Annotated in this window: 10 protein-coding genes; 2 read left to right on the plus strand and 8 right to left on the minus strand. The window is 51.4% G+C overall.

All coding sequences use genetic code 11. The features are described from left to right. Nucleotides 1–103: 103 nt before the first annotated feature. The 4 genes from ABSB80_RS06335 to ABSB80_RS06350 form a co-directional block, all read right to left on the minus strand. The gene (locus tag ABSB80_RS06335) at nucleotides 104–1084 is read right to left on the minus strand and encodes a methyltransferase domain-containing protein (protein WP_428369288.1); all 981 of its coding nucleotides are present in this window, start codon (nucleotides 1082–1084) and stop codon (nucleotides 104–106) included. 591 nt (nucleotides 1085–1675) lie between these two features. After that, nucleotides 1676–2809, minus strand: coding sequence for a molecular chaperone DnaJ (dnaJ, locus tag ABSB80_RS06340; RefSeq protein ID WP_428369289.1), 1134 nt, complete (start codon nucleotides 2807–2809; stop codon nucleotides 1676–1678). A 7-nt stretch (nucleotides 2810–2816) separates the two neighbouring features. Next, nucleotides 2817–4670, minus strand: coding sequence for a molecular chaperone DnaK (dnaK, locus tag ABSB80_RS06345; RefSeq protein ID WP_428369291.1), 1854 nt, complete (start codon nucleotides 4668–4670; stop codon nucleotides 2817–2819). A gap of 3 nt (nucleotides 4671–4673) precedes the next feature. After that, nucleotides 4674–5216, minus strand: a complete 543-nt coding sequence (locus ABSB80_RS06350; RefSeq protein ID WP_428369293.1) for a nucleotide exchange factor GrpE — start codon at nucleotides 5214–5216, stop codon at nucleotides 4674–4676. Nucleotides 5217–5502: 286 nt separating this feature from the next. On the opposite strand from ABSB80_RS06350, the gene purH reads away from it, so the two are divergent. Together purH and ABSB80_RS06360 are read left to right on the plus strand one after the other, a co-directional pair. Continuing rightward, complete coding sequence (purH, locus tag ABSB80_RS06355) at nucleotides 5503–6987, plus strand: bifunctional phosphoribosylaminoimidazolecarboxamide formyltransferase/IMP cyclohydrolase (protein ID WP_428369295.1); 1485 nt, start codon at nucleotides 5503–5505, stop codon at nucleotides 6985–6987. A gap of 132 nt (nucleotides 6988–7119) precedes the next feature. Continuing rightward, nucleotides 7120–7770 (plus strand): DUF4013 domain-containing protein, encoded by a 651-nt coding sequence (locus ABSB80_RS06360; RefSeq protein WP_428369297.1) that lies wholly within the window; start codon nucleotides 7120–7122, stop codon nucleotides 7768–7770. A gap of 244 nt (nucleotides 7771–8014) precedes the next feature. Here ABSB80_RS06360 and ABSB80_RS06365 read toward each other — a convergent pair whose 3' ends face one another. From ABSB80_RS06365 to ABSB80_RS06380, 4 genes are all read right to left on the minus strand, one after another. Continuing rightward, nucleotides 8015–9340 (minus strand): cobyrinic acid a,c-diamide synthase CobB, encoded by a 1326-nt coding sequence (locus ABSB80_RS06365; RefSeq protein WP_428369299.1) that lies wholly within the window; start codon nucleotides 9338–9340, stop codon nucleotides 8015–8017. After that, the gene (locus tag ABSB80_RS06370; RefSeq protein ID WP_428369301.1) at nucleotides 9337–9483 is read right to left on the minus strand and encodes a hypothetical protein; all 147 of its coding nucleotides are present in this window, start codon (nucleotides 9481–9483) and stop codon (nucleotides 9337–9339) included. Before ABSB80_RS06370 ends, ABSB80_RS06365 begins: the two co-directional genes overlap by 4 nt. Before the next feature lie 387 nt (nucleotides 9484–9870). Then, nucleotides 9871–10083: a hypothetical protein gene (locus ABSB80_RS06375; RefSeq protein WP_428369303.1), complete on the minus strand. Its 213-nt coding sequence runs from the start codon at nucleotides 10081–10083 to the stop codon at nucleotides 9871–9873. Between the two features lie 292 nt (nucleotides 10084–10375). After that, nucleotides 10376–11587, minus strand: a complete 1212-nt coding sequence (locus ABSB80_RS06380; protein ID WP_428369305.1) for a COG1361 S-layer family protein — start codon at nucleotides 11585–11587, stop codon at nucleotides 10376–10378. Nucleotides 11588–11691 lie beyond the last annotated feature (104 nt).

The following is an 11691-nucleotide window of genomic DNA, read 5'->3' on the forward strand; positions in this document are numbered from 1 at the left end:
GGATCATATGTGGTGTGAAATCCTCATAAAGAATTCTTCAAAAAAGGAGTGCTGGAAGGCAAGATCGTTTTTTGTATATCCTGCTAAACTGTTCAGGAGAAGATCATGCGGAATCTGCATGGCCCAGTACCAGGATACGCCGGGTCAGGCTCTTGTGAACCCGCTGGTCATGCTGCTGCAGTACAGTCATCCTGTCGGATGCAATGGCGGAAATATCCCGGTGCGTGACGACAACCGCCCGTCGCTTTTTTTTCAGCACACGCTGGATCTCATCAAGGGCATCGGCATAGAGCCGGTCCATGGAATCACTCTTCCTGATACAGACCGATTGGCCGTAGGGAAAATCGGTGACTATGGCGTCAACGGAATGGTCCCTGAACGGCAGGCTGGCCGCATCCGCAAGCATGAGTGCTGCAGTATCAACATTCCGCCTGCTCCCGAGTACCATCACCGGGTCAAAATCGCTGCCAATTGCGTTCATCCCAAGTATGCCGCCCTCGATGAGGATCCCGCCGGTACCACAGAATGGATCGAGAAGAACATCACCTGTGTGAGCACAGGCGATGTTGACCAGGGTGCGGGCCATCCTCGGCATCATCACGCCGGGATGAAAAAAATTCCGTCTTCCAGGATTCCTCGTGTCATAGGCGCCGCGGCCGGTGGCGAAGAGCACCCTGCCAAAATAACAGCGGTCTCCGGAAAGTATTGCCCGGTAAACGACTTTGGGGTTGTTCAGCGAGACCGGGCCTGAAATCATAGTGCCGATGATCTCTTCAAATTCTCTCTGGGAAGAGGGATGGGGCTCGTTGCCGCTGCCATGGACTTTTTTTACCCGCCCGGCAAAAGGCTTCTCCGTCACGATAGCAAGCTCACCAAGCAGGTTTCTGAAAGCAGCAGGATCAGGTTCACATTCGCCAAGATATTCCAGCACTGCATGGGTCATGGCGAGCCGGCGGGCGGTCTCCGGGGCCGGGCAGTCCGCAACCGCAACCTGCAATCGCTGGTCAAGGATCGTTCCGATACATTCCAGCTCGGCAAATGGCAGGGTCGGGTTTTCTCCGGACAGCTCGAAGAGCAGCTTCATCCCCAGTTCATTTGAGGTAAATCCTCAAATACCTGCGCAGGCTGTTCCGGACGCAGGTAAAAGAGGAAATTTTTTCAGGCTCTGTAAAAACAGGTATGAATAGATCAGGTTCACACCGGAATCCTGAAAACCGTTAAAATACTCATTTTTCGGGAACCCCGCCTCAGGGCCTCTCAGAGGAGTGAGGGGTTCGTCAGAACCACGAATCCGAGAAGTTCGCAAGAACTTCGAGCACGGCAGGACGAGAGATTCAATTCTATTGGATATTTTTTTGACCGGACATGAAATTTCACTCTATGATTTCCGCAGGCGGAGATGTTTTTCCATCCGGTAATTGATCCGCCGGGGGTGCCCCGTCAGGGACAACCGGTGGCTGTAAAAAAGATTTCCAGGGGAAGATCTTGGACAGTGAAGGCGACACCATTCGAAGAACCCTCCGGGTTCTGAGCGGTTCATCAGAACCTCGAAAAGCCGAAGAATTTATCTGAATTCTTCGGGTTCTTCTCAAGCCCCTCCCTCCCTCCCTTCAGGAACAGCAGTCTTTCCCAGAGCGTCCAGAATGAATGCCGATGATTTCTCCCGAACCATTTTTTATTTCTTCGTTTTCTTCTTCCCGCCCATAATGCCGGAGAAGAACCCGCCGGAACCGGAACTGCTGCCTTCCAGTTCAACAAGTTTCTGGTAGAGCTCCTTCTGCTCGCCGCTGACCGATTTCGGAGTGATGATCCGGACGCGGACGAGAAGGTCCCCGTGCTTCCCCCGGCGTTTCACCCCTTCACCGGCGATCTTCAGTGCCGTATTGAACTGGACACCGGCCGGCACCTTCAGGTCGATGTGCCGGTTGTCGATCGTTTCCAGGTCAACCGATGTACCAAGCACGGCCTGAGCCGGGCTGATCTCGATCATGGTCTCGAGATTGTCACCGCTGCGGGAGAAGCGGTTGTGGGGCTGGACATGCACTTCAATGAACAGGTCGCCGTTGGCAGCCCCGTAATCGCCTGCCTCACCGTATCCTTCCATGCGGAGCCGCATACCGCTATCGATACCTGCCGGGATGTGAACCGAGACTTTCCGCTTCACGCGGGTATGACCCGACCCGTGGCATTCCCTGCACGTCTTCTCGGGAATTTTACCCTTTCCCCCGCACTGGACACAGGGAGTCATATGGACGAACTGGCCAAATGACGAGTGCGATACCTGCCGCATCTGTCCGGTCCCTCCGCAGCGCGGGCAGGTATTGAGACGTTTTGTCTCGCTCCCGGACCCGCTGCAGGCAGGACAGGGTTCGGTATGCATCACCTCAATGTCACGATCAATTCCCGATACAGCATCCTCAAGCCGGATCTGGATGCGCATGAGAAGGTCTGACCCGGGCTGCGGCCCCGACTGCCGATGTCCCCCGCCAAAGAAGTCGAAGATGTCCCCGAAACCGGAGAAGTCGGCAGAGAACCCGCCTCCTCCGCTGAATCCACCGCCGCCCGTGTACGAGCCTTTCGATGCATTGGTATATGTCTCGTGGCCCATGTTGTCATACTGGGCCTTTTTCTGCTCATCGGAAAGGACGCTGTAGGCTTCGTTGATCTCCTTGAACTTCTCTTCTGCTCCCGGCTCCTTGCAGATATCCGGATGATATTTTCTGGCGAGGTTGCGGTATGCTTTCTTGATTTCCTTCTCATCGGCATTCCGGGCTACGCCGAGGATGTCATAGTAGTTTCCCGCACCCATTGATGGCTCACTCTTCTTTTACCTTATAATCGGCATTGACAACGTTGTCATCACCGTCTTTATCTTTCTCCGGTGCTGCTTCAGCAGCGGTACCGCCCTGCTGCTGTGCGGCCTGTTCTGCCTGCACTTTCTGGTATATCTTGGTCGTCACCATATATACTGCTTCGGTGAGGGCCTCCATCGATTTTTTTATCCCGTCAAGATTGTTGTCCTCGAGCGCCTTTTTGACCCCGGCGACGCCTTCCTCGACTTTCTGCTTGTCGTCGGGTTCGAGTTTTTCACTGCTCTCTTTCAGCATCTTCTCAGCTGTGAAAACTGCTGTATCCACCTGGTTGCGCAGCTCGATCTCTTCGCGCTTCTGCTTGTCATCCGCCTCAAACCGCTTTGCTGCGTCCATCATCTTCTTGATGTCTTCCTCAGACAGTTTCTTGTCTCCCTTGATCGAAATTGCCTGCTGGTTGCCGCTGCCCAGATCTTTTGCCGAGACGTGGATGATGCCGTTTGAGTCGATATCGAACGTGACCTCAATCTGCGGTATGCCGCGGGGGGCAGGAGGGATGCCGGTCAGCTGGAATTTTCCCAGCGTGAAGTTGTCTTTTGCAAGTGCACGTTCGCCCTGCACCACGTGGATCTCGACGCTTGTCTGGCCGTCAGCGGCGGTCGAGAATATCTGACTTTTACGCGTCGGGATCGTGGTATTGCGTTCGATCAGTTTTGTTGCAATACCCCCGAGGGTCTCAATACCGAGCGTAAGTGGGGTAACGTCCAGAAGTACGATATCCTTGGTCTCCCCGGTCAGGACCGCTCCCTGGATACCCGCACCGAGTGCAACACACTCGTCGGGGTTGAGACCTTTGTCCGGTTCTTTGCCGAGGAGCTTCTTCACGGTATCCTGCACGAGCGGTACCCGCGTCGAACCACCGACAAGGAGGACATGGTCGATATCCTTGGGCTCCAGTTTCGCATCGCTGAGCGCCTGCTGCACCGGTCCGACCGTGGATTCGACGAGATCACCGATGAGCTGCTCGAGTTTTGCCCGGGTGAGGTCGATGTTGAGGAACTTCGGGCCGCTGGCATCGGTAGTGATGTACGGCAGGTTGATGTTGGTCGACTGCCGCTGCGAGAGCTCGATCTTGGCATTTTCCGAAGCGTCCCGGAGTCGCTGCATGGCATAGGGGTCATTTTTCAGGTCGACACCCTCTTTCTTCCGGAACTCCTCAACAAGGTAATCGGTAACTCTCTTGTCGAAGTCATCACCGCCGAGATGGTTGTTTCCTGCGGTGGACTTAACCTCGAAAACGCCATCGCCAAGGGTCAGGATGGAGACATCGAATGTCCCGCCCCCTAGGTCGTACACCAGCACCGTTACATCATGCTCTTTGTCGATGCCATACGCGAGTGCACTTGCCGTAGGTTCGTTGATGATACGCAGCACCTCAAGGCCGGCTATCTTTCCGGCGTCCTTGGTTGCCTGGCGCTGGGCATCATTGAAATATGCCGGCACCGTGATAACCGCTTTTGTAATCTTCTCGCCAAGGTACGCCTCGGCATCGATCTTCAGCTTCTGCAGGATCATTGCAGAAATTTCCTGCGGGGTATATCCTTTACCGTCAATATTGATTTTTTCTCCTGTTCCCATCTTCCGCTTGATGGACTGGATGGTTCGCTGGGGGTTGGTCACGGCCTGCCGCTTTGCAAGGCTGCCGACAAGGCGTTCGCCCTCTTTGGTGAATGCAACAACCGATGCCGTCGTCCGCCCGCCTTCGGAGTTCGGGATAACGATGGGTTTTCCCGCTTCCATGATCGACATACAGGAAAAGGTTGTTCCCAGATCGATGCCCAGAACTTTCTCTTTTGCCATAATTTATGCCTCCTGATCTCTCTGATTTCCTTTTGATACAGCCACTTTTGCGTACCTGATCACTTTTTCATGCATCCGGTACCCGCGGGATATTTCATCGATAACTGTCCCTTCGGTCTCATCCGAGGGGACGTGGACTATCGCTTCATGTTCCGCGGGGTTGAATGGTCTTTTCAGTGATTCTATGGGTGTGATGCCGTGGCGCCCCAGCTGTTCCACAAGGAGTTGCCGGATCTGCATGACGCCTTCACGCAGGTGCAGGTCGTCCGCTCTGAGGGCCCGTTCGAAATTGTCAAGGACCTCAAGGAGGTCGACCGCGAACCGTTCGTTCGCGAGAGCCGCAACCGATTCCCGTTCACGTGCAGTACGTTTTTTAAAATTTTCAAAATCAGCAGCAAGTCTCAGGAACTGATCATTCAGATCATTCAGAGCTTTTTTCTGCTTCTCCAGTTCCTGTGCACTAGAGGTGGATTCGGGAAGCAGGGTTTCCGGTGAAGGAAATTCCTGTTTTTCGTCCTGTTCTGACTTGCGTTCTGCATCGTCCATAGTACATCCCGTTCGATGTTCCAATAACTATTGTATTGTAGTTCTATATAAATATTGACATCTTCTCCGTTCAGGATTCGATGAAATGAGGTTGTTTTGAAGAACCGGGCCGAATTATTCTTATGATTAAACAACCGAGCACGGCAAGCGCTTTAATTTTAGTTGAATAGTAATTTAATTTAAAAAATTTCCGGTGAAAATTTCTTTTTGACAATAATCAGCATAATCAGCATACAGGAATTGTATCTCCATACCTTTTTCATTCCTGTCCAGCATACACTAGACCATGAAGTGGGCATTGCTCTCAGTCTGGGACAAGAAGGGCATTATTGAGCTTGCGCAGGTGCTGGCCGAACTGAAGTACAATATCATGAGTTCCGGGGGCACGGGAAAAGCCCTTGCCGGCGCCGGGGTGAAATTTACGGAAGTGTCAAGTTACACCGGTTTTCCCGAGATGATGGACGGGCGGGTCAAGACACTTCACCCCAAGGTCCACGGGGGACTTCTCGGCCGCAGGCAGATAGATGATGCGGTCATGGCAAAACATGGCATCAGCCGTATAGATCTGCTGGTCGTGAACCTGTATCCTTTCGAGGCAATGTTGCAGAAAGAGCTGAACCTTGAATCAATGATCGAGTATATCGATGTCGGCGGCCCTACTATGATCAGGGCAGCAGCAAAAAATTACAAGGATGTCGCTGTCGTCGTTGATCCTGAGGACTACCCGGAAATTATCCATGCTATACGGAGTGATGGCATTTCTGCTGATGAGCGTTTCCGGCTTGCGAAGAAAGCATTTGCACGGACAGCGGCCTATGATGCAGCGATCAGCAATTACCTGTACAGGCTTGACTCCCCGTTCCCGGAGACATTTACCGTCCAGTTCAGTCACGGCCGTGCATTGCGGTACGGCGAGAACCCCCATCAGCTGGCAGCGGTATATGGCAGCCGTGGGATCGCAGGCACGGAACCTCTCCAGGGAAAACAGATGTCCTACAATAATTACCTTGATGTCAACGCCGGTGCAGCACTCCTCCGCGAATTCGACGAGCCGGCTGCTGTGATTGTCAAGCACAATAACCCCTGCGGTGTTGCGACCAGCCAGGATATTCTTGATGCGTATCTTACGGCACGGGAAGTTGATCCGGTCTCGGCGTATGGCTCGGTTGCCTGCCTGAACCGGGAAGTAACCCGGAGGACAGCAGAAGAGATCTGCAAAACATATGTCGAAGTCATTGTTGCCCCTTCGTTCTCTCGTGATTCCCTTGAAGTCATGAAAAAGAAAGAGACTATGCGGGTGCTCCCCCTTCCCCAAAGATCCGAATCTGATGAAATCCGGACCATTGACGGTGGGGTCCTGACCCAGCGGACTCCCCCGTACCAGGAGCACTGGCAGGTTATTACTGATCGTGACCCGTCCGCCGATGAGATGAAGGCTCTTCAGCTGGCCTGGAAAGTGTGCAGGCACACAAAAAGCAATACTATCATTTTTGCAGACCGGAACCGCACGCTGGGAATTGGCGCCGGCCAGATGAGCAGGGTGGATTCCGCAAAGATTGCCATTGCGAAGGCATGTGCCCCGCTGAAAGGTTCTGCTGTTGCCTCGGACGCGTTCCTCCCGTTCCCGGATACCCTTGAAGTTGCGGCTGCAGCAGGGGCAACTGCCCTAGTCCAGCCGGGCGGCTCCATCCGCGACAAGGAAGTGATCGAAGCAGCGAACCGTCTCCACATGGCAATGGTTTTTACGGGTGTCCGGTACTTCAGGCACTGAATTTTATCAATATTTTTCGATTCAGACGCAAATTTTGCAATAAATTTATATTCTGCGAAGTTGTCAATTCTTTAAATCGTTTGTGGCAGGGAAAGTCACGGATGGTTCAGAACAATTATTGTGGTGAATTGTATGGATTACGGAAAAATGGTAGGTAACTCTTTTGCGTATGCCAAGGAGGGTCTCGTTGGAAAGTGGGTGAAGTGGATCCTGCTGATCATCAGCTGTATTATCTTCCCGTTCATTCTGGGATACATGGTGCGGATCTTCAAGGGTGCTGCCCCTTCGCCGGAACTCGGGGACTGGGGAGGGTTGTTTATCGACGGGGTCAAATTGTTTGTTGTGGCGCTAATCTATGCCATACCGATCCTCATCTTGGAATTCCTTGCACTGGGGACGGTCATGGCATCTGCCATGATGACCGGGGATACATCCGCCATGATGACCGGTCTGGCAGGTGCTGGAGCCATCGCGATCCTCCTCGTCATTGTGGCAGTCGTAATCGGCCTGATCACAGCGACTGCGTATGTCCGTTTTGCCCTCACCGGCAGTTTCGGGGAAGCGTTCAACTTCGATGCGATCTTCGCCCATATCGGCAAGATCGGGTGGATTCCCTACATCATCGCGCTGATCATCATGGTCATTATCCTGGGAATTATCGAAGGCATCTGTATGCTCATCCCGAAAGTCGGGATCGTCGTCCTGCTCATCATCTTGCCATTCCTGGTTCTCTTCTATTCCCGCTACCTGGCCCTGCTCTATAATAGTGCAGGAACAGCATAATCACCAAATTTTTTTACAGGACCTTGTGGTCCGGTTCTTGTTGAATACGTAATTATTACCGGTTTTACCACGTTTGTCCGGGCCGAAAAACAACCAGCCGGATTAGGTACTGAATGAAAAAGTCAAAAAAAATTATTCGCAATCAGTAAGTGGCTCTCATCGTTCCCTCTGCTGCGGCGATTCTGTCATTTATCTCATGGGCAGGAAAATGAAAATCCTGTCTGACAGACAACAACTATCAGGTTTATTCGCTGGAGAACCTGGCAGCAGCACCGATGAAATCTTTCGCAAAGGCAGGAGAGAAATATGAATGGGTATATAAACCAAGGGCATTGTGTGCGATGAGCCCGTCCTGCCCGCCGGCTATTCCCTTTCCGCGGGAAAGACTGAAGGCATATCGAGCATCAGTATCCGGAACGATCCGCGAGTAATGGAATTCATGGCCGAGAATTTCCTGGTTTCCTGAGATAAATGAACGGTTCCCGATTGCTTCGCCTTTGACATATCCCAGCGCCTGAATATTGGCGGTCATTTCCGAGACTGCCGGAAGTACACCTGCCATACGGTACGTTTTTTCTGTTGTGATCTCGCGGGTGAGATACATGAGCCCGCCACATTCCGCATAGAGCGGCATCCCCTTATCCACCAGACACCTGATATCGTCCCTGCACCTGCATGTTTCCAGAGACCTGAGGTGGAGTTCCGGATACCCGCCGCCAAGATACACCCCATCGACATCGGGAAGCCGGTCCGACAACGGGCTGAAAAATACAAGATCTGCACCCATGGTCAGGAGGCAATCGAAATTGTCCTGGTAATAAAAACAGAATGCAGAGTCCATAGCTACACCGATACGGGTATGGATCGGTTCCCCATGTTCCCTGCGGGAAACGGAGACAAGGGGCGGGGCAGTTCCGGCAGCAGCTGTGATCGCGTCCAAGTTGCAAAACTCTTCGATGAGACGGCATGTTTCATTCAGTACTCCGCACTCATGGGCCATGACAAGGCCGAGATGACGGCTCCCGACTGCGATATCCTCCCTCTTCGGAATCCATCCAAATACCGGTACCTGCAGGAAAGATTCTATCATATCCCGGTGACGCGGGCTCCCGATCCTGTTCACGATCATTCCTGCAATGTCCAGGGATGGATCATATTCACGGAATCCTTTCACGAGAGCATGGACACTCCGCGACATTCCTTTGGCATCCACAACAAGGATGACAGGTGCATGGAGGATCCGTGCGACATGCGCAGTGCTTGAAACATCCGATCCGTCGACGCCGTCAAACATTCCCATGACGCCTTCGATGACTGCAATATCAGCGTCTGCCGTTGCCCGCGAAAATGTACTGGCGCACCCGTCTTCGCCCATCATAAAAGGGTCCAGGTTTCTTGAAGACCGGCCGCAGATGGAAGTATGGTGCGAGGGGTCGATAAAGTCAGGGCCGACCTTGAACGGCTGAACCGTCAGCCCGCGGGCAACAAGAGCTGCCATGATCCCGCTTGCGACAGTTGTCTTTCCGCACCCGCTATGAGTTCCGGCAATGAGAATACGCGGGATGATCATGCATCATCGCCGGCCAGAAGGGTTGTCTTGATCCGGATAGTGCTTCCATCCAGAGCGATAGCACGGGTAACAAGCACTATACTGAAACCAGAAATGTCCGCACCAAACCCGGTCCCGGTCTGATAGGAGAACCTTCCCGTCACGGAGCACATCCTGAGTGACGAGAGAAGAAAAATGAAGGCCCCTGCCACCGCGGGGAGGGACGGCCTTTCGCTGCTCTCACTACCCGATGGTTCAACTGGTAAATTCCTTCTCCGCAAACAGAGAGAGACCGCAGTCCGGGAAATACCCCCGTGAAGAAGAAGAAAACCTTCCGTGATATCCATGTTATCACCCCGTTGGTATTAATTAAAAATTACTTGATTTAACTCTGTTTTGTCTGGATTAATGGTTAATCACGACGGTATATATATATTCTGACTTTTCACCCGATGTTTCGGCTCCGATAAAGAGTTCCGTTGATACGATAGGATAAAATATGATGGTTTACTCAAAACGATCGAAGTAAACGGATAGGGTAAAGTGCTATTTTAGTTCCTGATTTTTACATAAAATCTTTTGTAAACAACACTCCTATCAATAATTCTCACGCTCCTGAGGGCTGTGGCATAATGAATCACGAAGAGTGGAGACACGAGAAGAACCCGCAGGATTCTTCGAACAAAGGCTCCGCAGTCAGAGATTTTCCCATGAAAATCTTCTCCACAGCTTTCGGCTGTCCCCGCCGCTGTTGCGACTCCCACAAGGCGATAGACTTGTATACAAATTCCATAACGCAAAAAGCTATACCGTGATTCATTGAAACTTTTTCCCTTTCCATTTTGGTTACAAAATTTTTTCGAAAATATCGTCGTAAAACTAAAAAAATTTAGGATCTAGATTGATCCTTTACCCGATCTCATGTACTCAGTTACATTACCGAAAAAAGTTCAGAATTTTACCGAGAGAGTTGAGGTTCTCACTTGATTACTCTTTCCCGGGAAGTTTTCCAGAGGATATAACAAGGATGTGGATAGTAAAACCCTCATTCGCGGATTATTTATTTTTCTTCCGGTATCTGTTTACCAGATAAACGATCCCGATTATCGCTGCGATAATTATGACCAGATAGATGGGATTTGAAACTATGGCGTTAACCCCCGCCGGCTGAGTTACATCCACCGTGACTTTCATAGTATCTGAGGTATAGGCATTGTCAAGAGCGTCACGGTATTGAATCTGTGAGTCCAGTCCGTACTCTTTGATATTGGCTGTACGGTCGACACTGACAATATATGATGCAGTTGCCGATTGGCCGGGACTCAGGTCTCCAAGGAAGGCAATATCGTCATCGCTGGTAAATGGATCTACGGCACTGATAAGGGCCTGGGCACTGTAAACCGTGGCATCGCCGGTGTTTTTAAATTCAACCGTTATGGCATTTTTCTCTCCGGGATTGAGCACAGACGGCGGGGAGATGACATCAAAATCAACTTTGCCTCCGACCGGTATACCAAAGGTATCGCTACGGGAAGTAACATAGTCGCCCTCGGTATTCTGGTAGACTACCACAACATCGACAGGATACGTCTGTTTCTGTGCATCGCTGGTGACTGCCACCTTGTACGTGCAGTTGACAACGCTCCCTGCGGGAAAATCCCCGATATAGACACTGCTGTCAATCGGTACAATAGGGCTATGACCGTTCTGAAGAATCTTAACAATTGATTTGCTTCCATCCTCATAACCGGTATTTTTGATCGTCATATTGATGTAACCTTCAGTGCCGACATTCAGGTCTTCGGGCGTTGCTGAAAGTACAGCGACAGAGACATCCGGTGTTATGTTGATGGGGACAATTACCGTCACGTTTTCGGTTTTATAGGTATACCTGATGGTATCTTCACCGTATTGGTCTGCTGTATACAGATAGGTATAATTCAGCCACAGGGGGATATTGTAAATGCCGGCAGCAGCATCAGAATTGATTTTTGTTGAGAAGACCGCATTGACGGTGCTGCTTCCGTCGAGATCTCCCAGCATCTGCGCATCAGATTTTATTATAATAGGCGCATAGCTCGGCTGGATGGCAACAGTAAGAAATTTTGCCGTGTTCGGGAGGTCAGCGCGGTCAACAATTCCTGAATCAACAAATTTAAATTCGTTGAGACCGGTGTTCTGAATTACGATAGCCAGCTGAACCGTGTCTCCCGCTTCAAATTGATTTGTCCCCGAGATATAAGCAGACAGTTCCGGACTCCCTGCCATATATTTCGTTCCGGCCGTAACCGGGGCGATCAACCCTATACATAGGATCAATAAAAGAAATGCGCATTTTTTTATGTCTGCCATCAGCAATTTCTCCGTAAGAT

It is taken from the genome of Methanoregula sp., from assembly GCF_050010295.1.
Classification (GTDB): Archaea; Halobacteriota; Methanomicrobia; order Methanomicrobiales; family Methanospirillaceae; genus Methanoregula.

Bases quoted from the DNA above. Each gene is read 5' to 3' on its own strand.
- ABSB80_RS06365 (WP_428369299.1), bottom strand. From the start codon at position 9,340: ATGATCATCCCGCGTATTCTCATTGCCGGAACTCATAGCGGGTGCGGA.
- ABSB80_RS06360 (WP_428369297.1), top strand. From the start codon at position 7,120: ATGGATTACGGAAAAATGGTAGGTAACTCTTTTGCGTATGCCAAGGAG.
- ABSB80_RS06335 (WP_428369288.1), bottom strand. From the start codon at position 1,084: ATGAAGCTGCTCTTCGAGCTGTCCGGAGAAAACCCGACCCTGCCATTT.
- dnaJ (WP_428369289.1), bottom strand. From the start codon at position 2,809: ATGGGTGCGGGAAACTACTATGACATCCTCGGCGTAGCCCGGAATGCC.
- ABSB80_RS06380 (WP_428369305.1), bottom strand. From the start codon at position 11,587: ATGGCAGGGAGTCCGGAACTGTCTGCTTATATCTCGGGGACAAATCAA.
- dnaK (WP_428369291.1), bottom strand. From the start codon at position 4,670: ATGGCAAAAGAGAAAGTTCTGGGCATCGATCTGGGAACAACCTTTTCC.
- ABSB80_RS06350 (WP_428369293.1), bottom strand. From the start codon at position 5,216: ATGGACGATGCAGAACGCAAGTCAGAACAGGACGAAAAACAGGAATTT.
- purH (WP_428369295.1), top strand. From the start codon at position 5,503: ATGAAGTGGGCATTGCTCTCAGTCTGGGACAAGAAGGGCATTATTGAG.